Source organism: Streptomyces sp. NPDC101194, from assembly GCF_044767885.1.
Lineage (GTDB): Bacteria > Actinomycetota > Actinomycetes > Streptomycetales > Streptomycetaceae > Streptomyces.
In genome coordinates, this window is record NZ_JBIWOS010000010.1 from 96,983 (window position 1) to 118,337 (window position 21,355).

18 protein-coding genes and 1 pseudogene are annotated in these 21,355 nt (G+C 70.0%); 10 read left to right on the top strand and 9 right to left on the bottom strand.

Annotated features, from left to right (window positions below):
- Positions 1-112: 112 nt before the first annotated feature.
- Positions 113-1,045 carry a hypothetical protein gene (locus ACIRP2_RS30485; protein WP_404255874.1) on the bottom strand — a complete coding sequence of 311 codons (933 nt, stop codon included), beginning with the start codon at positions 1,043-1,045 and terminating at the stop codon, positions 113-115.
- A gap of 1,023 nt (positions 1,046-2,068) precedes the next feature.
- On the opposite strand from ACIRP2_RS30485, the gene ACIRP2_RS30490 reads away from it, so the two are divergent.
- The 3 genes and pseudogenes from ACIRP2_RS30490 to ACIRP2_RS30500 all read left to right on the top strand — a co-directional run.
- Positions 2,069-3,283, top strand: a complete 1,215-nt coding sequence (locus ACIRP2_RS30490; RefSeq protein ID WP_404255876.1) for a helix-turn-helix domain-containing protein — start codon at positions 2,069-2,071, stop codon at positions 3,281-3,283.
- 244 nt (positions 3,284-3,527) lie between these two features.
- On the top strand, positions 3,528-3,791 hold the full coding sequence (locus ACIRP2_RS30495) for a hypothetical protein (protein ID WP_404255878.1): 264 nt from the start codon (positions 3,528-3,530) through the stop codon (positions 3,789-3,791).
- Positions 3,792-3,827: 36 nt separating this feature from the next.
- A pseudogene (locus tag ACIRP2_RS30500) lies at positions 3,828-4,055 on the top strand (acyl-CoA dehydrogenase family protein); the annotation flags it as partial.
- A gap of 36 nt (positions 4,056-4,091) precedes the next feature.
- On the opposite strand, the gene ACIRP2_RS30505 reads toward ACIRP2_RS30500, so the two are convergent.
- Positions 4,092-5,345: a cytochrome P450 gene (locus tag ACIRP2_RS30505; RefSeq protein WP_404255880.1), complete on the bottom strand. Its 1,254-nt coding sequence runs from the start codon at positions 5,343-5,345 to the stop codon at positions 4,092-4,094.
- A 79-nt stretch (positions 5,346-5,424) separates the two neighbouring features.
- Here ACIRP2_RS30505 and ACIRP2_RS30510 point away from each other — a divergent pair, with 79 nt between their 5' ends.
- Both ACIRP2_RS30510 and ACIRP2_RS30515 read left to right on the top strand, forming a co-directional pair.
- Positions 5,425-6,252, top strand: coding sequence for a hypothetical protein (locus ACIRP2_RS30510; RefSeq protein ID WP_404255882.1), 828 nt, complete (start codon positions 5,425-5,427; stop codon positions 6,250-6,252).
- Positions 6,253-6,310: 58 nt separating this feature from the next.
- The gene (locus ACIRP2_RS30515) at positions 6,311-8,386 is read left to right on the top strand and encodes an MDR family MFS transporter (protein ID WP_404255884.1); all 2,076 of its coding nucleotides are present in this window, start codon (positions 6,311-6,313) and stop codon (positions 8,384-8,386) included.
- Positions 8,387-8,411: 25 nt separating this feature from the next.
- Here ACIRP2_RS30515 and ACIRP2_RS30520 read toward each other — a convergent pair whose 3' ends face one another.
- Both ACIRP2_RS30520 and ACIRP2_RS30525 read right to left on the bottom strand, forming a co-directional pair.
- A complete protein-coding gene (locus tag ACIRP2_RS30520) occupies positions 8,412-8,867 on the bottom strand; it encodes a YchJ family protein (RefSeq protein WP_404255886.1) in 456 nt (151 codons plus the stop codon).
- Positions 8,868-8,896: 29 nt separating this feature from the next.
- A complete protein-coding gene (locus ACIRP2_RS30525) occupies positions 8,897-9,862 on the bottom strand; it encodes a GlxA family transcriptional regulator (RefSeq protein WP_404255888.1) in 966 nt (321 codons plus the stop codon).
- A gap of 52 nt (positions 9,863-9,914) precedes the next feature.
- Here ACIRP2_RS30525 and ACIRP2_RS30530 point away from each other — a divergent pair, with 52 nt between their 5' ends.
- Positions 9,915-10,331, top strand: coding sequence for a cupin domain-containing protein (locus ACIRP2_RS30530; protein WP_404255890.1), 417 nt, complete (start codon positions 9,915-9,917; stop codon positions 10,329-10,331).
- 371 nt (positions 10,332-10,702) lie between these two features.
- Here the strand turns inward: ACIRP2_RS30530 and ACIRP2_RS30535 are convergent, their stop codons facing one another.
- From ACIRP2_RS30535 to ACIRP2_RS30545, 3 genes are all read right to left on the bottom strand, one after another.
- Positions 10,703-11,512 (bottom strand): SAM-dependent methyltransferase, encoded by an 810-nt coding sequence (locus ACIRP2_RS30535; RefSeq protein ID WP_404255892.1) that lies wholly within the window; start codon positions 11,510-11,512, stop codon positions 10,703-10,705.
- A 93-nt stretch (positions 11,513-11,605) separates the two neighbouring features.
- Positions 11,606-11,842, bottom strand: a complete 237-nt coding sequence (locus ACIRP2_RS30540) for a DUF397 domain-containing protein (protein WP_351072796.1) — start codon at positions 11,840-11,842, stop codon at positions 11,606-11,608.
- Positions 11,842-12,702: a helix-turn-helix domain-containing protein gene (locus tag ACIRP2_RS30545; protein ID WP_404255894.1), complete on the bottom strand. Its 861-nt coding sequence runs from the start codon at positions 12,700-12,702 to the stop codon at positions 11,842-11,844. The genes ACIRP2_RS30540 and ACIRP2_RS30545 overlap by 1 nt, the downstream gene beginning before the upstream one ends.
- Before the next feature lie 207 nt (positions 12,703-12,909).
- Between ACIRP2_RS30545 and ACIRP2_RS30550 the strand changes: the two genes are divergently transcribed.
- The 4 genes from ACIRP2_RS30550 to ACIRP2_RS30565 all read left to right on the top strand — a co-directional run bounded on the left by ACIRP2_RS30550 (position 12,910) and on the right by ACIRP2_RS30565 (position 18,233).
- The gene (locus ACIRP2_RS30550; protein ID WP_404255896.1) at positions 12,910-13,368 is read left to right on the top strand and encodes an ATP-binding protein; all 459 of its coding nucleotides are present in this window, start codon (positions 12,910-12,912) and stop codon (positions 13,366-13,368) included.
- Complete coding sequence (locus ACIRP2_RS30555) at positions 13,362-13,802, top strand: hypothetical protein (RefSeq protein ID WP_404255898.1); 441 nt, start codon at positions 13,362-13,364, stop codon at positions 13,800-13,802. The genes ACIRP2_RS30550 and ACIRP2_RS30555 overlap by 7 nt, the downstream gene beginning before the upstream one ends.
- A gap of 439 nt (positions 13,803-14,241) precedes the next feature.
- Positions 14,242-17,859, top strand: coding sequence for a DUF4132 domain-containing protein (locus tag ACIRP2_RS30560; RefSeq protein WP_404255900.1), 3,618 nt, complete (start codon positions 14,242-14,244; stop codon positions 17,857-17,859).
- Positions 17,856-18,233: a hypothetical protein gene (locus ACIRP2_RS30565; RefSeq protein ID WP_404255903.1), complete on the top strand. Its 378-nt coding sequence runs from the start codon at positions 17,856-17,858 to the stop codon at positions 18,231-18,233. Before ACIRP2_RS30560 ends, ACIRP2_RS30565 begins: the two co-directional genes overlap by 4 nt.
- Before the next feature lie 46 nt (positions 18,234-18,279).
- Here the strand turns inward: ACIRP2_RS30565 and ACIRP2_RS30570 are convergent, their stop codons facing one another.
- Together ACIRP2_RS30570 and ACIRP2_RS30575 are read right to left on the bottom strand one after the other, a co-directional pair.
- Positions 18,280-19,626, bottom strand: coding sequence for a 6-phospho-beta-glucosidase (locus tag ACIRP2_RS30570; protein ID WP_404255905.1), 1,347 nt, complete (start codon positions 19,624-19,626; stop codon positions 18,280-18,282).
- Positions 19,627-19,775: 149 nt separating this feature from the next.
- Positions 19,776-21,341 carry a cytochrome P450 gene (locus ACIRP2_RS30575; RefSeq protein WP_404255907.1) on the bottom strand — a complete coding sequence of 522 codons (1,566 nt, stop codon included), beginning with the start codon at positions 21,339-21,341 and terminating at the stop codon, positions 19,776-19,778.
- Between the last annotated feature and the right edge of the window lie 14 nt (positions 21,342-21,355).

The window sequence follows — 21,355 nt, forward strand, 5'->3', positions numbered from 1 at the left end:
CGCCGCCGTCCCGTTCAGGGCAATCGTCCCGACCGGCCGTCGCCCTGCCCCGGTGTGCCGCCGCGGCACGGCTCGCCAGGACGAGGGGAAACCTGTGGCAGTGCGCCTTCTCCTACCGGACGGCGGAGTGCCAGTACTGCGAAAGGGCCTTTCCTTCGTCCGGGGCCAGACCCGCAGGGTCGTAGGGGCTCGCGAAGTATGTGGAGGCCTGGTTCAGGACCACGTTGTTCTTGCCCGAGGCCGACGGAAGACCGGTCTTCAGATTGACGGCCCAGTCCAGCAGTCCGGCGCCGCAGCCGCTGGCTCCCGGGACCGCGTAGGTGGAATCCCCCTGATCGGCGCCGCCGAAGGTGTAGCGCCCCATCTCGCCCGAGTCATTGGGCGTCCCGTTGCCGTCGAACTGCTGCAGCGAGAGAGAGGGGGCGGTGTTGTTCTGGGGCTTCAGCACGATCGGGTCCGAGGTGGTTCCGATGTAGCACTTGTCGCCGAGGAACGGGTTCCGCAGATGGATGCGGACAGGAATCGACAGGATCGGCCGGCCGGAGCCGAAGCTCGCCGCCATGTTGAAGTCCCTCGGGGCACCCGCCGGTTCGATCGTCGCGGTCACCTTGTTGAGGGTGCTGTTGGTGATCTGGTTGCAGATTCCCGAGACGACCGGGATACCGCTCGGGCACATGAGACCGAGCAGACCACCCGGGAGGTCCGCGGAGTCGGCCACGAGCGCACCCTCCGCAGGGGCGACCAGCGACACGGTGCCGTCGCTGTGCTGGATCACTCCGAGCTGGAGGTCGGTGTTGCCGGTCGGCACCTGCGAATTACCGAGTTTGATCGACCCGCCGGCCGAATGCGAGGAGATGCAGGTCGCGATGTTCGTCACGCCGTCGGCCGCCAGCATGGCAGGCGCGTCCACCGGGCACCGGTTGAACGGCGCCCAGTGCCCGTTCAGTTGAGTGGCCGCGGTGGCCGTTGTGGTGGACAACGCGGTGACGAACGCGGTACAGGCTGCCAGCAGCCCCATGCGCGCTCCGGTCGAAGCGATTCTCATGTCGTCCCCTCTTGACTGCCGTCTCTGGACGGCGTCGTACATGGAGTTGGCCGGTTTCAACGCAGGCGGCATCGGCGCCAAGAGTGACTGCATGCGTTGCGTGCGGGACTTTCTGGGGCACGGCCACGTCAGGTGAACGCCGACGGCCCGGTTTCAGTGGTGCGTCGCGGATGGATCCGGAGCCCGGAGACCGAGCAATCATTTACCGGCGAATTGCATGCCTTAATTGGCCGAGCCGTGATGTTACTCGCGGGAAACACGGCGACACAATCCTGCCGGTTAAGATCTTTTGTGTCAGCCGATTTTTGATCCAGAAATGAGCAGACGGACCCTGAAGGCTTGTCAACGGATGCGCATTCGAAGGCGCGACGGATGGGCTCGGGGGTGCGAGACCTCTCCCGCACTAAGGGCTGTCCCGTAATCCCTGGTGGATCAGCGCGCGGCGTCGGATGCGGTGCATCGCAAGGCGGAGGGACGTCCACATACTGGATGTATGTGGATGTTCCGACAACGCAGCGAGGTGCCGTAGCCGTCGTCGCGCGCCCACCAGGGATTACGGGACAGCCCTGAGCAGGGCTGCCCCGATGGCGGTCCCCCGGACGCGATGAACACGCCACTCCGCGCGGCAAGATCCCGGTCGGCCCGTCCCACCCGCGACCTGCATACAGGAGCGACCTCACCCGGAAGGCCGCCGCCGAGGGGACCGGGCACGGCAGGACGTCGTCGACCGCCCCGCTCCCGCCACCCACCGCACCGCTTCGCCGACACCGGTTTTCTTGTCGCCGGGATACAAACGGCCGAAATACGTTGTCCGGAAGTGAGCATTGCCGTTCTACCTGCACGGAAGCCCCACAACGCGGCGAAGATACGTGCCCCTTGCACTCCGATCTTGCGCAAGTGGTGTGCACGGTAGCTGACTTGGTCTATCTTCATCGCGAACTTGGTACGCACCTGCCGGTTGATGGGAGCGCTTTCCCCCCACCGCCTCACCCCCACCGGGCGCCGGAGAGCAAGGGGACAGTCATGCGAGAACCAGTACAGCCGTCGGACACCGGAGACCCCCTGGGTCCGCTCCCTCAGGAATTCGCCGCAATCATGCGGCCCGAACTGCCGAGCCTGATCAAGGAAATCGGCGTCGAGGTCACCCGGGCCTATCCGGAATACGCGCGTCTGCTCAACGGCCCGAACGGTCAGGCCATTCGCGTAGGCGTGGAACAGAGCCTCTCGTCATTCGTCGACCTGGTCGCCGAACCGTCCACCCCCACCACGCTTCGCGACGACATGTGCCGTCGTTTCGGACGATTCGAGGCATATGAGGGACGCAGCATGGAGACGCTGCAGGGGGCCTATCGGCTCGGCGCCCGGGTGGCGCTGCGCCGGGCCAAGAAGGTCGGCCGGAGCTACAGCTTCTCCCCCACCCTGATGCTCAGTTTCGCCGACGCGCTGTTCGCGTACATCGACGAACTGGAGTCGCTCTCCCGCGAGGGTTTCCTGGAGGTGCAGTCGCAGTCCGGCGAGCAGAGCGAGGCCATGCGCCGCCGTCTGCTGCATCTGGTCCTCGCCGGGCGGCCGGTGCCCCGGACCGCCATCGCCGAACTCTGCGAGCAGACCGGCTGGACGCTGCCGGAACAGGTGACCCTGGTCGCCGCCCGCGCCCCGGCCGGGCTCGACCGGGCCGGCCTGGACCGCGACGTCCTGGTCGACCTCAGTGATCCGCAGCCCCACTTACTCGTCCCGGGGCCGCTCGACGAGGCGCGAAGACAGATGCTTGAGCGCGCCCTCCTCGGCACCCGGGTTGCCATCGGCCTGACCGTCCCCACGGCACTCGCCTCGGACTCGATCCGCTGGGCCCGCCGGGTCCTCGAACTCGTCGACGCCGGGATCATCGCGGACGCACCGCTCTTACGGTGCGAGGACCACCTCATCACGCTGTGGCTCCTCTCCGACACGGCCCTCCTCGACCAACTCGCCCGACGCGAACTGGCTCCGATCGCGGGGATCAGCACCAACCGGCGCGAGCGACTGATCGAAACGCTCCGTGTCTGGCTCGAAACCAGGGGGACCGCGGCCCACATGGGTGAGCTGCTGGATGTGCATCCTCAGACCGTCCGCTACCGGATGCGCAATCTGGAGACCATCTTCGGTGCACAACTGGTCGATCCGGAAAGCCGGTTCTCGACCGAGGCCGTACTACGGGCACTCCAGCTGCGCGAGCGCGGCACCGACGTGTCCCTCTGAGGGCTGCCGAGGTCAAAGATCAAGTGAGGGCCTCTCGTCCAGATCACGCAGCACGTACGTCACGATGAGTCAACTTACTTATGGGTAAGGGGAAATACCCGATCACACTCAAACGGTTGCCACACGGAGACGTTCTCAACAAGAAACCCGGAACTGCGTCCCGTACACATGGAGGAGTCGGCCGCCCACCCGGCGGCCGCACCGAGAACCACCTCCTGGCCAACCATCCGAGAGGGCACCCCTCATGACCGCCTCACACCTCCTCGTCCCCGTGCCGATCCCGGACCGGGTCGCCGCGCTGATCGGGTCCTGCATCCCGCCGCACATCCTGCAGGCGGAGTTCGACGCCGAATGCGCCGCACGCGAGGTGCGCAGGTTCCGTGGCCCACGACTCTGCGCCGAGGACCACGCCGACCGGGAACAGGCACTCTCCGAGCTGGCGCGCGCGAACAAGTTCCTCGCCGCCCACCACCCACGACTGCCGGTGCGCCCCGGCAGCTCCTGGTGACACCCCCTCGCCGCCCACCGCACACCCCACTTGCGGAGGGTCGACGACGCGGCGCGGGGCTCCATGTCCGAGCTGCGGGCCGCTGAACCGGCCGTCGCGGCAACGGAGAAGGCCGTCCAGATCCTCGGGGGCGCCGGACACAGCCGGGAGCATCCGGTGGAGCGGATGTCCCGCGACGCCGAGATCTGCACGACCTTCGGGGGGACGAGCGAGATCCAGCGACTGGTGATCGCATGGGCGATCTCCGGGCGCCACATCCGCTGAACCGGCCCCGGCCGGTCGCTCGCTCGCTCGTCGCGGTCAGCCGGGGACCGGGGTGAACCGAACCGGCAGCGATCGCGGGCCCCGAGTGAACACGCCCTGTTCGAAGGGGGTGAAGTCGTCCGCGAGCCGCAGCTCCCCCAGTGCGTCGAGCAGCTGGTTCACCCCCGTCACCACCTCCGCCCGAGCCAGCAGGGCGCCCACGCAGAAGTGCCGGCCGAGCGCGAACGCCAGGTGGTCGGCCGCCGCCGAGAACGCGGTGGTGCCGGTCAGATCGGAGCGGAAGATGTCGAAGCGGTCGGGCTCCCTGTAGCGGGACTCGTCACGGTTTGCCGAACCGATCAGACAGGTGACGGTGGCTCCGGCGGGCACCGTGCCGCCGCTGAGCTCCACCTCGGTCGCCGTCTGGCGCATGATCATATGGACCGGCGGGCTGTGGCGCAGCGTCTCGGCGAAGGCCCTCTCGATGAGGGAACGGTCCTCCCGCACCGCGGCGAGCTGTTCGGGGTGGGCGAGCAGATTGGCGAAGAGGGAGGCGATGGCTTTGTCGGTGGTCTCGCCGCCCGCCGCGAGCAGCAGACTGCAGAACGCCTTGATGTCCTCGTCGCTCATCCGCACCCCGTCGACCTCTGCGGCGCAGAGCGCGGAGAGCAGATCGTCGCCGGGCGCGCTCCGGCGCTGCCGGATGATCGGGATCATGTACTCGGCGAATTCCCGCCGGGTCCGCTGACCGGCCGCCGCCACCTCCGGGTCGCCCGCGAGATTGCCGAGGAAGGCGATGACGGTGGAGTACCAGCCGTGGAAGCGGTCGTGGTCCGCCCTGTCCAGGCCGAGCATGTCGGCGATGACGAGGACCGGGAAGCGGGTTGCGAACGCGTCGACGAGGTCGGCCTCGCCGGTGTGCCGGAAGGCGTTGATCAACTCGCGTGCGTTGCGCTCGATGATCGGCAGCACCTTCTCCTGGAGGTCCGCGCCCCGGAAGGCGGGGGCGACCAGGGCCCGGCGCACGGCGTGCTCACGGCCGCCGAGCTGGAGGATCGTCCGGCCGTGCACCGGTTCGATCTGCCAGTCGTAGTTCTCGGTGGTGAACTCGCCGGACTTGTCCTTGAAGATCCGCTCCACGTCCTCGTACCGGGAGACGAGGTAGCTGTTCGTGGCCTCGTGCCGGATCAGCGGGGCGCTCTCGCGCATGATCCGGTAGGCCCCGTAGGGATCGGCCGCGAAGGCGGGGGAGAGAATGTCCGGAAGTGGCGCCGCTTGCTTTGCGGTCGACTCGTGCGGGGCTGACGTCATGACGCTCCAGGGTCGTTGACGGGCGACGCCATCAAGGTTATTGATCCGCCGTCCGCAGACACACCCCCTGGGGGACACCATGTCCGAGGGCCAGCGCCCGTCCCTGCTCTTCGTCACCGACCTCTCCTACGAGGCCCGTGGCCGCCGCTACTGCGACGAGGACATCCATCTGTCGTCGCGGCTGCGGGAGGATTTCGATGTCGCGCTCTGTCATCCTCGGGACTCCGCCGCGTTGCTCGACGGCTTCGACATGGTCGTCATACGCAACAGCGGTCCGGTGCTGCACCACCGGGAGGCCTACGACGCGTTCCGCGCGCGGGCGCTGGAGCTGGGCGTACCCGTCTACAACCCGCTGCACGGTCGTGGGGACATGGCGGGCAAGCAGTATCTGGTCGATCTGAGCCGGGCAGGACGTCCGGTGATCCCCACGGTGGACCGCGCGGCTGATCTGAGGCTGCTGCCCGAGGCCCCGGAATACGTGGTCAAGCCGAAGCTGGGAGCGGATTCGGTCGGTCTGCGGTTCGTACCGCAGGCCGCACTGCCGGAGGGCGACGACGGCCTCGTGCTCGTCCAGCCGCGGATCGACTTCCGGTACGAGGTGTCGTTCTACTTCGTCGACCGGGACTTCCAGTACGCGCTGTACGCGCCGCGTCCGGAGCAGCGGTGGGTGCTGGAGCCGTACACGCCGAGTGCCGCGGATCTGGAGTTCGCGGCCTCCTTCGTGGAGTGGAACGGTCTCGACCATGGCATCCAGCGGGTCGACGCCTGCCGGACCGCGCAGGGTGAGCTGCTGCTCGTCGAGTTGGAGGACCTCAATCCGTATCTCTCGCTGGACCGGGTGACGGAGCCGGTACGGGAGGCTTTCGTGACCCGGCTGAAGGCGTCCCTGCGCGATCTGCTGGCCTGACGACACGTCCGGCCGTCCCCCACATGCGGCTGACGGGGGCCGGTGTGAGGGTGCAAGCGTGACCACTGCCAGCGAGACGGCCCCCGCCGCGCAGAGTGCCGCCGCGCCGCCCGTGCTCGATCCGCGCCGCCGGAACATCGTCTTCGCGACGATCGTGCTGGGGCTTCTCCTGGCCGCTCTGGACCAGACGATCGTCGGCACCGCACTGCCGACGATCGTCTCGGATCTGGGCGGCGCCGCCCACATGTCCTGGGTCGTCACGGCCTATCTGCTCGCCGAGACGGTGGCGACGGTCCTGGTGGGCAAGTTCGGTGACCTGTTCGGCCGGAAGATCATTTTCCAGCTGTCCGCGATCATCTTCATCACCGGATCCTTCCTCTGCGGCCTCGCGACCGACATGACGTTGCTGATCGTCTGGCGAGGGCTGCAGGGCATCGGCGCCGGCGGGCTGATGGTCACCTCGATGGCACTGATCGCCGATGTGATCCCGTTGCGCGAGCGGGGCAAGTACCAGGGTGCGCTGGGTGCCGTCTTCGGGGTGTCGACGGTGATCGGGCCGCTGCTCGGCGGGCTCTTCACCGATCATCTGAGCTGGCGTTGGGCGTTCTACGTCAATGTGCCGATCGCGATCGTGGTGGTCGTCGCAGCCGCCCGGACGATCCCGTCGGTGCGGGCCGCGGGGCGGCCCGTGATCGACTATCTGGGCATCGCCATGGTCACGGTCGGCGCGAGCGCGCTGATCCTGGCGACCAGCTGGGGCGGCAACCAGTACGCGTGGGGCTCGCCCGTCATCATCGCTCTCTTCGTGGGTGGCGTCGTGGCGCTGGCGCTCTTCTGCCTGGTGGAGTTCCGGGCGAAGGAACCGATGCTGCCGATGCGGCTGTTCCGGAATCCGGTGTTCACCGTCTGCTCGATCCTGAGCTTCGTCGTGGGATTCGCGATGCTCGGCGCGATGACCTTCCTGCCGACGTATCTGCAGTACGTCGACGGCGACTCGGCGACCCTGTCGGGGGTACGGACGCTGCCGATGGTCGTCGGGCTGCTCGTCGCCTCGATCTTCAGCGGCAACGTGGTCTCCAAGACGGGCCGGTACCGGATCTTCCCCATCGTGGGCTCGCTGGTCATGGCGGTCGGGCTGTATCTGCTCTCCCGGATGGGCCCGGACAGCGGGGTCTGGCTCGAATCGCTCTACATGCTGGTGCTCGGCGTCGGTATCGGTCTGTCCATGCAGGTGCTGACCATTGCCGTGCAGAACACGGTCGACTACTCGGACCTGGGTACGGCGACGTCGGGCGTGACGTTCTTCCGTACGCTCGGCAGTTCCTTCGGCACCGCGGTCTTCGGCACGATCTACGCCAACGCGCTGAAACCGAATCTGACCGACGGCATCGCCGCGGCGGCCCGGGCGGGCGGCGACCCCGCGGTGCTGGCGAAGGCCGCGACGAGCCCGCAGGGGCTGCACGCCCTGCCCCCCGCGCAGTCCGCGCCGCTGGCCCAGGCGTATGCCGACACCCTCCACACCGTGTTCCTGTGGACGGTGCCGGTCGCGGTCCTGGGGTTGGTCGTGGCGCTCTTCCTGAAGGAGGTGAAGCTGCGGGACACCGCGCGGGTCGGGTCGACGGACATGGGCGAGGGCTTCGCCCAGCCCAGCGCGGGCGACTCGGCCCGGCTCCTGGAATTCTCCGTGGCCAAGATCCTTCGCGGCGCGGGTCCGGACACGGCACGGCGGATCGTCGCGGAGTCGGACACCCGGCTGGACATGGCGGGGGCCTGGGCGGTGATGCAGGTCGAGCTGTTCACCCGGATGGTCGGTCACGCGGGACTCGGCCTGATCGCGACCCGGCACCGGGTACCGCCGGAGGTACTGGTCCCGGTCTTCGACCGGATGATCGAGGAGGGCTATCTCACCGGCGACGGCCACCTGTTCACGCATACGGCCGCGGGGCGCCGGGAGGCGGCGGCGATCGGTGTCGCGTGGGCGCGGTGGCTCAACGAACGCCTGGACGAACACGGGTCGCGCCCCGACGACCGGCAACTGCGGGCCGCGGTGGACGCGATCGCCAAACGGCTGCTGGCGGAGGATCTGACGCAGGAGCTCTCGCCGGAGAAGGCCCGGGTCGGGGCCGCTCTCTGAAGGCCCCCGTCGCCGGCCCGCCGGTTCAGTCGACGAAGTCCGCCGCCGAGTACACCCAGGCGCCCCCGGAACGCACGAAGCGGCTCTTCTCGTGGAGGGAGTCCGGCCGCCCGCGGTCCGTGTAGTGCGCGCGGAAGGTGACCGTACCGGTCGTGTGGAACGGGCTGCCGTCCGTCGTCTCCAGGATCTCCAGGCGCACCCATCGCATACCGGGGTCGAAGTCGACGGCCGGCGGCCGGGTGTCCGGGTGCCAGGTGCGCAGCAGGTACGCCTCGTCCCGGACGACGAACGCGGCGTACCGGGAGCGCATGAGCGCCTCGCAGGTCGGTGCGGCGGCGGTCCCGGCGTGCAGGCGTCCGCAGCATTCCCCGTACACGGCGGGCAGGCCGCAGGGGCACGGCGAGTCCGCGGGATACGCGGACTTCCGCGCGCCGGCGGTGGTGGGTGCGGGCCGTCCCGGTCGTCCGGTGCGTCGTGACATGACTCCATTGTCACCCGGGGACCAAAGACTCAGCGGGTCGGGGTGAAGCGGCGACGGTACTCGCCGGGGGTCAGTCCGGTACGGCGGCGGAGCTGGGTCCGCAGGTTCGTCGCCGTACCCAGCCCGCTGGCACGGGCGACCACGTCGAGGCGCTCCTCGCCGCGCTCCATCAGTCGGCAGGCGAGGGTGATCCGGCGTTCGGTCAGCCAGCCGTGCGGGGTCGTGCCGAGCTGGGCGCGGAAGCGGCGGTGCAGGGTGGCCGGGCTGACGGCGGCGCGGGCGGCGAGGCCGGTCACGGTGAGTCCGGTGCCGAGGTGCTCCTCGGCCCAGGCCAGAAGCGGGCCGAGCGAGGTGTCGGGGACGTCGGGCAGGGGGTGCTCGACGAACTGGCGCTGGCCGCCGTCGCGGTGGGCGGCGAAGACCAGACGACGGCTCACGGCGGCCGCGATCTCGGCTCCGTGGTCGGAACGGATGATGTGGAGGCCGGTGTCGAGGGCGGCGGCGCTGCCGGCCGCGGTGATCACCCGGCCGTCGTCGACGAACAGCACATCGGGGTCAAGGCGGACCTGCGGGTGGCGGGCGGTGAAGGCGTCGGCCCAGCGCCAGTGGGTGGTGGCCCGCCGGCCGTCCAGCACCCCCGCCGCGGCCAGTGTGAACGTCCCCGTGCAGAAGCTGACCAGTCTGGCTCCTCGGGCGTGTGCGCGCCTGATCGCGTCGAGGACGGCCGGATCGGGTTCGGCCTCCGGGTCGGGGCGGTTGGGCACGACGACGGTGTCGGCCCGGTCGACGGCATCGAGCCCGGCGACACCGGAGAGCTGGAAGAAACCGTGGTGCACACGCACGGTCGGGGTCTCGGCGCAGAGCTCGAACTCGTACCAGGGCACCGGCAGTTCGGGGCGGCGCAGCCCGAAGAGTTCGGTGGCCACGCCCATCTCGAAGGGGTTGGAGCCGGCGGAGACGATCATTGCGACCCGGTGCGAGGATTCTTTCGCCATGTGCGATTCCTAGCACTCGCCGGGACGGGAGCCAAGGCCGAGGATGGGGATCATGAGCGATCAGACGACGAAGACCGCGGCCGACCCGATACTGCTGAGCGACGCGCTCAAGACGTTCGAGGCGCTGTGGAGCCCCCGGATCGTGACCCGCGTCAACGACTACGACGTGCGGATCTCGAAGGTCCGCGGAGAGCACGTGTGGCACGTCCACGAGGACACCGACGAGTTCTTCCTGGTGCTCGACGGCGCGCTGGAGATCCGGCTGCGCGAGTCGGGCGGGGAACGTTCGGTCACCCTCGACCCCGGCGCCGTGTTCGTCGTGCCGCGCGGGACGTGGCACAAGCCGTCCGCCTCCGGCAACGCCTCGGTGCTGTTCTTCGAGCCTTCCGGTACGCCGTCGGTGGGCGACCGGCACGACGAGGTCCCCGATCACGTGGACGCGACGACCGGACACGCGCTCGGAAGCTGAAAGCGCCGCTGGATCGACGGGGTCGACACCACGACGGGCCGCGGGTCGGAGTCCCGGCGATGGAGTTCACCGAACCGACCCCTGCCGAACGCCGCGTACACGATGCCCTCCCGAGCGGCGTTCCCTTCGATTTCCGAACGGGCGTGGAGACCGAGGACGACCCGGCGACCGGGCCGGGCGCCGGAGCGCACCGTACGCGGGGAGGTCCTGCGGGATCTCCTGCCCCGTCCGGCTCGGCGGACCGAAGGTCACGGGAACGCCGTTCCTCGACCGCACCCCGATCGGCGGGACACCGACGGCTCACCACGACGAGACGGGACGGTCCTCCGGCTCGACCGCACGACCGTCGAGGACGACGGACGGGCGGCCGGTCAGGGCTTGCGGGCGACGCCCGCGTAGCCCGGGATCGGCTCGTCGCCCGACACCTCGATGGACTCGCCGAGCTCCGGGTGCCAGTCCGCGGAGAGCGCGACGCCCGGCTCGACGAGTTCGAGTCCGTCGAAGAATGCGGTGACTTCGGCGTGGGAACGCAGGCGCAGCGTCATCCCGCGCGCCTTGTACATGGCCGATGCCTGCGCCGCGCCCTCGGGATCGAAGTCCCCGGTGGTGTGCGAGAGCACCAGATAGCTGCCGGAGGGGAGCCGTTCGACCAGCCGGTCGACGAGTTCGGCGGCGCCGTCCTCGTCGCCCAGGAAGTGCAGCAGGGCCAGCAGCGACAGCGCGATCGGCTTGTCGAAGTCGAGGACCGTGCCGGCCTCTTCCAGGATGACCTCGGGCTTGCGGGCGTCGGCCTGGATGTACTCCGTGGCGCCCTGGGGGGTGGAGCGCAACAGGGCCGCCGCGTGCGCGAGAACGATCGGGTCGTTGTCGCAGTAGACGACGCGGGATTCGGAGGCGGTCCGCTGGGCGATCTGATGGAGGTTCGGCTCGGTGGGTATGCCGGTCCCGATGTCGAGGAACTGACGGACCCCGTTCTCGGCCAGCCACCGGGTGGCCCGCTGCATGAAGGCGCGGTTGACCCGGGCCATGTCGCGCCCCCTGGCGTCGACAGCCAGCAGCTGTCGGGCCATCTGTTCGTCGACCGGGTAGTTGTCCTTGCCGCCGAGGAACCAGTCGTACATCCGGGCGGGATGCGGCTTGCTGGTGTCGATCTCGACGGCTCGGGGATCCTGCCCGGTCATAGCACGCTCCATGGGTCCATAGGTCGGCGGACAACAACAGTGTGGGACGGGGACGGGCCCGGGAAGGGCGGATCCGGTGAGAAGGCCGTGGAATCAGGTGAGGAGGAAATCCGCCTGGCCGGACTTGGCACCCTGGATGAAGGCGGCGATCTCACCGTGGGAATAGATCAGGGCGGGGCCGTCGGGATCCGCGGACTGGCGTACGGCGACTCTCCCGTCGGACAGCTTCATGGCTTCGACGCAATTGCCCCCGTTCCCGCCGCTCCACGGCTTGTACCAGCCCTCGGAGCCGAGTTCGGCGGCCGGCATGCCGTTGTATATGGGATCCATCACAGCTCCTTGCGGAAGTCCCGGAGGATTTCCTTCGTGCGTTGTGCAGTTGCGGCCTGAGCCGCCATGCGGTCCATGACTTCGAGGTAGGAGGCCACCTCGGGGCGCGCGTCGAAGTAGACGGCACCGGTCAGGTACTCGCTGTAAACCATGTCGGGCAGTTCGGGGACGCCGAAACGGAAGAGGACGAACGGGCCGTAGGTTCCCGGGTGGTGTCCGGTCGAGAATTCCGCGATCTGCAGCGTCACATGCGGCATCTCGGTCGCTTCCAGCAGCCAGTCGATCTGCCCCCGCATGGCGTCGACGCTGCCGACCGGGCGGCGCAGCACCGTCTCGTCCATCACCACCCAGAGCTTCGGGGCGTCCGGCCGGGAGAGCAGGGACTGGCGCTGCATCCGCAGCGCCACATGACGCTCTATGTCCTCGGGTCTGGTCTGGCCCACGGCTCCGGTGCGCATCACCGAACGCGCGTAGTCCTCGGTCTGCAGCAGGCCGGGGACGAAGTGCGGCTCGTACATGCGCAGCAGGCTGGCGGCGCCTTCCAGGCTGACGTACATGCTGAACCAGTCGGGCAGCACATCGTGGTAGCGCTGCCACCAACCCGGCTTGTTCGCCTCCTCGGCGAGTTCCACGAACGCGTCGGCCTCGTCGTCGGCGATCCCGTACGCCTTCAACAGCATCTGGACATAGGGGATCTTGAGAGCGACCTCGGCGGTCTCCATCCTGCGTATCGTCGCAGGCGCGACCCGCAGCACCTTCGCAGCCTGGTCACGGCTCAGGCCGACCCGCTCCCGCAGATCCTGCAGGCGCTTGCCGAGAACGACCTGACCCACGGTCGGGGCGGACCGCGGTTCGCTCACTTCAGACCTCCCGATGCGCTGTTTGCCAGCAGTGTGCCATGCGCGGGGCTCCCAAGACACAGCCACTCTGGAATTTTCAGAGTGCCCCTTGCCAAGTGTTCTCGACAGGGGGAGAGTTGGCGAGTGAACCAGTTCACTTAGTCACGACCGTGCTCATTCACCTTGGATCGCGGAGTGTGACGCAGCCCCCACTGTGAGGAATCGGTTGTGGCACCTGGCAGTGCGCTTATCCCCCGGGTCATGGATCTCAGCCCTGGGACGGAAGCGCTCCGGTACTGCTTCGCGCTGCCGGCGCACCCCGAATCGGTGGCCGGTGCACGGCGGCTGACACGGGCCCGGCTCGGCGAGTGGCGGCTGGACGAGGACACGCACGAGGCGGCCGTCCTGATCGTCTCGGAACTGGTCACCAACGCGGTGGTGCACACCATGAGCGCTCGCGTCGTGTGCGAACTGCACTGCCTTGACAGACGGCTGCGCATAGCGGTGCAGGACCAGGGGCACCAGCCCGGCGGACCGCGGCTCTGCCGCACCTCGGACGACGAGCACGGACGCGGCCTGCTGCTCGTCGACGCGATGAGCAGTTCCTGGGGTTCCCGCGACACGGGCAACGGCTCGGGCCGCATCGTCTGGGCGGAACTGCCGCACGGCTCGGAGCGGTCATGCTGAAGAACGCGATGTCCCATCTGCTCGGAGCGCGACGCTCCCGGCAGTCCCTGGGCGCCACCGGCGCGGGCACAGTGCGACTGCCGCTGCCGCCCACCCTGTCGGCGAGCCTGGGCTGCGACGCGGTGGGCGTGCCCGCCCGGTACGGCTTCCGGCTGATGTCTCATCTGCCGCGTACCGGTTGTGTCTTCGCGGACGCCGACCGCTGGTGGTGGATCGTGCCGGCGGGTTCCGATCTCGACCTGGACTGGCCCGCGCAGGCCGCCTACGCGAAGGGGGCCTTCGTTCCTGCCGTACGGCCCCGGCTCATCCACCAGCCCGACAGCCGCACGCCGTACACCCCGCCCATCCCGCTCTTCCTGATGGTGTGCCAGGTGACCGGCGTGACGCCGTCGTGGGCACCGTCCGGCGACGCGCGCGCCGTCTCCGCTCCCTGACACGGCCGGGCGAGGGGACGGTTCGGGCCGTCCAGGCGCACCCGGAGCACCCCGGTGCGGCCGTGCCCGGCCGCTGCGAGACGGGCCGTCAGCCGGGAGATCCCCGCGCCGAACCGCACGCTGCGGAAGGCGAACCGGTCGGACAGTCGGCCTCTCGACCTGCCGGGCGCCTTCCCGGCACCGCCTCCGGCGGGCTCGTGGGGCAATGAGCTGGAACGGATCCGGGGCGCGGCGGTGGACGAAGTGGAACGGCCCGTCCCGGGGCCGCCCTTCGCTCGCCCCGTGCATGGGGACGAGCTCTCGCGCAGCGGCTGACCTGCTGTTTCCCTCTTCGGGCACCTTGGTCACGCTGTGTTGTCAGTGGCCCGTTCTACTGTGGCACGACTGATCGAAAAGCCCGCCGCAGCGCGGGCTGTCCGGGTGTGAAGGGGGCGGGACCGTGCGCCGCTGGGAGTACGTCGAGGGCAGTGCGTCGAAGTTCTGGGAGACCGAGGCCCAGGGCGTCGTGGTGACGGTGCGCTACGGACGGTGCGGGAGCGACGGGCGTACGCAGACGAAGGAGTACGTGTCTGCCGAGGCAGCGTCGGCGCAGGTCCGCACATCGATCGCGGAGAAGGAGAGGAAGGGGTACCGGGAGGTGGGGGCCTCGGCCTCGGGCGCCGCAGAAACTGTGACGGCGGCTCCGGAAGCGGGCCCTTGCGCGCAGCCCGGGGCCGAGGCCCCTGTCCTGCCCGACGAGGACACCTTCGTGCTCCCCGCCAACTGGCGGCGCACGCTCCACCCCCGGCGCGGCGGCGTGCAGCGGGTGCCCGGCAGGACGCGACGGGAGACGCTCGACAGGGTGGCGGACCGGATCGCCGAAGAGAGCGCCTGGATCCAGGAGTTCCTGGACGCGCCGCGCTCGGATGCCGTGCTCGCCGATCACCTGCGGTCGCACGTGGCCGGAAGCCCCTCGCCGGCGGGAGCGGCCGCTCTGGCGGGGGTCGTCGCACTTCCCGTGCCCGACTCCGCGTGGGCGGACCACTGGTCCGAGCACTACGGTCTGCCGTTCGCCGCGCGGGCCGCGGTCGAGCTGTTCTCGGTCGATGCCAACTGGTGGCAGAGCGGCGCTCGGCGGAGCGACCCCTGGCTGGAGAAGCCGGCAGGGCCGCGCCACGCGTACTGGGCGAGGGATCGGCGACCGCCGATGGACCGGGTCCGCGCGCTGCTCGCCGCAGCCGACGAGGAGACGTACCGGCAGACGGTCGAGGTGCTGGCCGGATGCCGCACCGATGCGCTGCGCAAGATCATCGTCTCCTATCTGGTGCCGAGTGAGACCGACTGGGTCGAGGACCTCTGCGCGGATCTTGGAGTGGGTGCGGAACGGGACCACACCCTGCGCGCCATGGTGTTCAGCTCTCTGAACTCGGCCGCCCAGATGGAGCGGTTCCCCCACCGGCCGGACTTCACCGACGGCGCCGCGTTCATCGCGACGGTCGCCGAGGGCATCGGACCGGCCGTCGCCACCCCGCTGGCCGAATCCCTCGACGGCAAGCACTACTCCTCCGACAGGGTGAAGCTCGCCGCCGACTCCCTGGTGGAGTTTCCCACCGACGAGGCGTTCCTCGGCCTGCTGGCCCATGCGGACTCGAAGCATGTACGTCCCGCTCTCCTCGACGCCATGCGCCGCTACCCGGTGCGTGCGGTGCGGCTCCTGGCCGCCGATCTGCACGGCGCTTCGACCGCGTCGTCCGGTCGGACGCTGCAACTGCTCCGCAGTCATGTCGGCGCCCATCACGAACTGGTCTCACTCGCACTCGGGGGTCTGGACGCCGAGGTCGTGGAGATCGTCGAGCCCCTGCTCAACCCTGAGGATCTGATCGCCGACGCGCCCGTGGACGCCCTGCCCGCCGTACTGACGGCGCCGCCGTGGTCCCGGCCCCGCACCGCGGTGAAGGACATGGTCGTGACAGGTCCGGCCGCCGTGTCCGAGCCCTCGCTGGAGTGGCTGCCCGAGGAGCGGGCCGCGTGGGCGGCCACCTCCTCCTGGTACACGGCCGCCCACGACCGCGACGACGGGGAGAAGGACACCCCCGCCCTGCGCCACGAAGTGGGCCTGGACGATCTGCGGCCGGCCCGGGTCTTCGTCCACGGGCCCGAGGAGGTGGTCGCTCCGCTCCTGTCCGCCTGGGATCCGACCGATCTGTGGGACGGCCTGGACACCCTCAAGCCGGTCGTCGCACGGTTCGGGCTCGCCGCGTTGCCGCTGCTGTTGCGCGCCGTGCCCCGGCAGCCCAGCGCGCTCGCCCCGCTGCTGCTCCCGTTCGTCGACGTGCAGGTCGCCCGGCACATGGCGGACTGGGCGGTACGGCTCAAGTCCACCGCGGCGACGGCTCGTACCTGGTTCACCCGGCACGGTGTCGCGGCCGCGCCGCTCCTGGTGCCGGACGCCGTGGGCAGGAAGGGCACGTCGCGGCGCGCCGCCGAGCAGGCGCTGACGCTGATCGCCGCGATGCACGGCGACACCGTGGTGCGCGATGCCGCGCGGGTGTACGGGGCGCAGACAGAGGCCGCAGTGGAGATGCTGCTGTCCGTGGACCCGCTGGAGCGTGGGCTGCCGGCCAGGATGCCGGTGCTGCCGGGCTGGGCGGAGCCTGCCGTGCTGCCCCAGATCGTGGTCCGGTCCGGCGGTGCGTTGCCGGCGCAGTCGGTGCGCCATGTCCTGACGATGCTGGCGCTGTCGAAGCCCGGCGAGGTGTACCGCGGGGTCGCCCGACTCGTGGAGACGGCCGATGCCGCCTCGCTCGCCGGTTTCGCCTGGGCCCTGTTCGAGCAGTGGCAGCTGGCCAATATGCCCGCGAAGGAGTCGTGGGCGCTGCACGCGCTGGGAGTGCTGGGCGACGACGGGACGGTCCGTCGGCTCACCCCCGTGATCCGGTCCTGGCCCGGTGAAGGCGCGCACCACCGGGCCGTGGAGGGACTCGATGTGCTGGCGTCCATCGGTACCGATGTCGCCCTCCTGCATCTGCACGGCATCTCGCAGCGGGTGAAGTTCAAGGCGCTGAAGGCGCGGGCCCAGGAGAAGATCGCCGAGGTCGCCGCGGGGCTGGGGCTGACCGGGGAGCAGCTCTCCGACCGTCTGGTGCCGGACCTCGGCCTCGACGAGGACGGTTCGACGGTCGTGGACTACGGCACCCGTTCGTTCACGGTCGGCTTCGACGAGCAGTTGCGGCCCTATGTGCTGGACGGTGACGGCAAGCGTCGCAAGGATCTGCCGCAGCCGGGCGTCCGGGACGACGCGGAGCTCGCCCAGGCCGAGCGCAAGCGGTTCATGGCACTGAAGAAGGACGTCCGGACGATCGCCTCCGACCAGGTGCGCAGGCTGGAGGCCGCGATGGTGTCCGGGCGTCCCTGGACGGCCCAGGAATTCCAGGAGTTGTTCGTCGGTCATCCGCTGCTGTGGCATCTGGTGCGTCGACTGGTGTGGCTCGGCGAGGCGGACGACGGTGTGCGCACCGCCTTCCGGGTCGCCGAGAACCGGACGTTCGCGAACGCCCAGGACGATGCCTTCGCCCTGGCCGACGACGCGATCGTGCGGCTCGCGCACCCACTGGACCTCGGGGACGAACTGACCTTCTGGTCAGAGGTGTTCGCCGACTGCGAGATCGTGCAGCCGTTCGCGCAGCTGGGGCGCGCCGTCCACGAACTGTCCGAGGAGGAGAGCGCGGGTTACCGGCTCACCCGGTTCGAGGGGCTCAAGGTGCCGACCGGAAAGGTGCTCGGGCTGGAGCGGCGCGGCTGGGAACGCGGGACACCGCAGGACGCCGGAGTGGAGCGCTGGATCTCCAAGCGGCTGGCCGACGACTGCTATCTGGTCATCGCGCTGCACGAGGGCATCGCGGTCGGGGTGGTCGACATGTTCCCCGACCAGCTCCTCGAAACGGTGTGGCTCGACAACCGGCCCGGCGATCACTGGGGCCACCACACCCACCCGCACCGATTCACCGATCTGGACGTGGTGACCGTGTCCGAGCTCCTCGCCGACCTGGAGGAACTCACCGAGGGTGCCGCCTCATGACCGCACGGAACGAAACACGTGTGGGGACGCCGGACGGCGGCCCGGCCGCGATGCAGCGGCCACCGGCCGAGGTGCGGTACGCCGAGGAGCTGGCCGCGCTTCGGTCCGACGACCGCGATCCGCGACCGCCGGGCTGGGAGTCGAGCCTGCGCGCGGCCCGCCGTTTCGTGATCGGCGACGCGGAGGCGGGAATCAGCCGGAAGTTCGTCGGCAACCCCTCGCTGGTGGACCGGGCGCTGGTGACGCTGGCGACGAACCGTGGGCCGATGCTGGTCGGCGATTCCTCGACGCCCTGGACGGCAGAGCCGCGCTGGACGGGGAGGGTCTCGCCGCCGCTTCCGGCGCCTGGCTGGACGCCCAGCTCCACCTCCTGATCGGCAGTGAAGTGCGCTCCTGCCGACCCGAGTTCACGAACGACCCTCAGGCCCGGCTCAGATAGGCGAGGCCGGGATGCACCTTCAGGTACCCGTCGAGGAGACGTTCGGCCACCGTCACGGAGTCGACCAGCGGGTGGAGCGCGAAGGCCTTCACGGCGGTGGCGCGCGAGCCGCTTTCCGCCGCGTCCAGCACCGCGCGTTCGACGGCCTTGACCGCGGTGACCAGTCCGACGGCATGGTACGGAAGCGGGTCGACGGCGACGGGACGGGCGCCGTTGGCGTCGACCAGGCACGGCACCTCGACGACGGCGTCCGCGTCGAGCACGGAAAGCGTCGTGCGGTTGCGGACGTTGAGGATGAGCGAGGTCCTTTCGTTCCGGGCCACGGCCCGCATGAGGGCGAGCGCCACCTTCTCGTAGCCACCGGATTCCAGATCGCTCTCGTCCCGCTCGCCAACCCCGGCGACCTCCCGGTTCTCCGACATGTAGGTGGCTTCGCGCTCGGCGCGGGTTCGGTCCCAGGACCGCAGGGCGGGCGCGGCCGGGTCCTTCATCCGGGTGTAGAAGCCCTGCTGCTGCTCGCGGAGGAAGGCGCCGCGGGTCTGGTCGGCCTCCTGGTAGGCGCGTACGGCTTCCCGGTTGAAGTAGTAGTAGTGCAGGTACTCGTTGGGAATGGCGCCCAGCGACCGCAGCCAGTCGGCTCCGAAGAGCCGGCCTTCCTCGAAGGAGCCGAGCAGGGCCGGGTCCGCCAGCAGGCGCGGGAGCTCGTCCCGGCCGTCGACGTGCAGTGCGCGGACCCAGCCCAGGTGGTTGAGGCCGACGTAGTCGATCCGGGCCCGGTCGGGGTCGGCGCCCAGCACTGCGGCGATACGGCGGCCGAGGCCCACCGGCGAGTCGCAGATGCCGATGACCCGGTCGCCCAGGTGGCGGGACATGGCCTCGGTGACCAGGCCGGCCGGGTTGGTGAAGTTGATGACCCAGGCCCGCGGGGCGAGCCGGGCGATGCGCTGTGCGAGGTCGACGGCGACGGGTACGGTGCGCAGCCCGTACGCGATCCCGCCCGCCCCGACCGTCTCCTGGCCGAGCACACCTTCGTCGAGGGCGACCCGTTCGTCGGCGGCCCGGCCTTCGAGACCGCCGACGCGGATCGCCGAGAAGACGAAGTCGGCGCCGCGCAGTGCCTCGTCGAGCTCGGTGGTGGCGGTGACGGCGGGGGCGTCCGGTACGTTCTCGGCCTGTTCGCCGAGCACCCGGGCGACGGTGGTGAGCCGGTCGGCGTCGGTGTCGTAGAGGGTGACCGCGGACACGCGGCCCTCGGCATGATCGGCGAGCAGCGCTCCGTACACGAGGGGAACCCGGAATCCGCCGCCGCCCAGAATTGTCAGCTTCACGCTTCCGCATGGTACGGGGACCGGCCGGGACGGGGTCCGAGCGACTCCGCACGGCCGGTCCCGCCGGGCATCCGGGCATCCGGGCATCCGGTGGCCGTCGGGCCACGGCCACCGGGCGGACCTGTCTTCGCGCCGACGGGCGTGTCGGGTCAGTCGCCGCTCCACCAGCGCGAGACGGCACGCCACAGCCTCGCGGGCGCGGTTCTGCCGCGCTGCTGCGGAATCCGGCCGACGGCGGACGGCTCGGCGGAGGCTGCCCGGGACTCGTCGGTGGCCGTCGCCATGGGCATCGCGCCGGTCGCGGCGGGGGCCGGGACCGGACCGGGTGCGCGTCCGGGCGTGGGGGCGGTGTGCCTGACCGTCGACTGCACATCCCGGTCCTGACGCTGCGGGTTCGGCCTCCCCATGGACGGCGGTTCCTTGTCGTCCTGCGGCAGACGTGCGGCGAAGTCCGCCGGGAGCTGCACCAGATGCCGGCTCATGATGTTGCCGATCCATCTCAGTTCGCTCTCGTCGACGGCGAGTTCGAGGTCGGGCAGCCGCATCAGCAGGGCATCGACGCCGACGTCCGCGATGGCACGTCCGATGTCCTGCCCGGGGCATTCATGGGGGCCGCCGCTGAAGGCGAGGTGGGCCCGGTTGCCCGCCATGTCGGCACCGAGGTCGGGCCGTACGACCGGATCGCTGTTGGCCGGCGCGATGCCCACGATCAGGGCGTCACCCGCCTTGATGTGCTTGCCGCCCAGTTCCGTGTCGCCGACCGCCCAGCGGCCGAAGACCGCGGTGAACGGCGGCTCGTCCCACAGTGTCTGCTCGACCGCCTCCGGCACCGTCATGTGGCCGCCGCTGAGCCTGGCCCGGAAGCGGGGGTCGGTGAGCACCATGCGCAGGACGTTGGCGATCAGGTTGGCGGTCGACTCGTAGGCGGCGATGAGGAGCAGCCGCAGATGCTCACTGACCTCCTGGTCGTTCAACGCCGCGGGATGCTCGACGAGCCAGGTGGCGAAGTCGTCCGCCGGTTCGCGGCGGCGGCGCCGGACGAGCCGGGTCAGCGCTTCGAGGACATAGGCGTTGCTCGCGACGGCGGTCGCCGTGCCCCGGGTCATGTCGCGGGCGGCCTGGACCATCCGGTCGTTGTACTCCTCCGGCATGCCGAGGATCGCGCACATCACCATCATCGGCAGCCGCTCCGCGAACTGGCTGACCAGATCGACGCGGCCTTCCTGACAGAAGTCGTTGACGAGCCGGTTGCTGTAGCGGTTGACGTGGCGGCGCACCCCGCGGGTGTCGATGCGGCTCATGCTGTCGGTGACCGCGCCACGCTGGCGTTCATGGGTGGCGCCGTCGGCGAAGACACAGATCGGCTGCCAGGTGAAGATCGGTGCCAGGGGGTGGTCGGGGGCGACGGTGCCGTCCTGCAGGGCCCGCCACCGCCGGGAGTCGCGGGAGAACTGCGAGGGGGTACGGGTCATGTGCAGGTTCTCGCTGTGCCCGAGGACCAGCCAGGCGGGTACGTCGCCGTGCAGCAGTACGGGGGCCACGGTGCCGTGCTCGGCGCGCAGTCTGTCGTACAGCCCGTGGGGGTCGCGCTCGGCCTCCGGGCCGTACAAGCGGCGCACGCCGCCGGGGCCGGTACCGAGACCGTGGGCCGGGCACCCGGGGGGCGGGACCGGCCCCCGGGCCGCTCCGGACTCGTAGGGGAATGGGGTTGTCACGATCGCTCCAGGGA

Bases quoted from the DNA above. Each gene is read 5' to 3' on its own strand.
- ACIRP2_RS30485 (WP_404255874.1), bottom strand. From the start codon at position 1,045: ATGAGAATCGCTTCGACCGGAGCGCGCATGGGGCTGCTGGCAGCCTGT.
- ACIRP2_RS30490 (WP_404255876.1), top strand. From the start codon at position 2,069: ATGCGAGAACCAGTACAGCCGTCGGACACCGGAGACCCCCTGGGTCCG.
- ACIRP2_RS30495 (WP_404255878.1), top strand. From the start codon at position 3,528: ATGACCGCCTCACACCTCCTCGTCCCCGTGCCGATCCCGGACCGGGTC.
- ACIRP2_RS30505 (WP_404255880.1), bottom strand. From the start codon at position 5,345: ATGACGTCAGCCCCGCACGAGTCGACCGCAAAGCAAGCGGCGCCACTT.
- ACIRP2_RS30510 (WP_404255882.1), top strand. From the start codon at position 5,425: ATGTCCGAGGGCCAGCGCCCGTCCCTGCTCTTCGTCACCGACCTCTCC.
- ACIRP2_RS30520 (WP_404255886.1), bottom strand. From the start codon at position 8,867: ATGTCACGACGCACCGGACGACCGGGACGGCCCGCACCCACCACCGCC.
- ACIRP2_RS30525 (WP_404255888.1), bottom strand. From the start codon at position 9,862: ATGGCGAAAGAATCCTCGCACCGGGTCGCAATGATCGTCTCCGCCGGC.
- ACIRP2_RS30530 (WP_404255890.1), top strand. From the start codon at position 9,915: ATGAGCGATCAGACGACGAAGACCGCGGCCGACCCGATACTGCTGAGC.
- ACIRP2_RS30535 (WP_404255892.1), bottom strand. From the start codon at position 11,512: ATGACCGGGCAGGATCCCCGAGCCGTCGAGATCGACACCAGCAAGCCG.
- ACIRP2_RS30540 (WP_351072796.1), bottom strand. From the start codon at position 11,842: ATGGATCCCATATACAACGGCATGCCGGCCGCCGAACTCGGCTCCGAG.
- ACIRP2_RS30555 (WP_404255898.1), top strand. From the start codon at position 13,362: ATGCTGAAGAACGCGATGTCCCATCTGCTCGGAGCGCGACGCTCCCGG.
- ACIRP2_RS30565 (WP_404255903.1), top strand. From the start codon at position 17,856: ATGACCGCACGGAACGAAACACGTGTGGGGACGCCGGACGGCGGCCCG.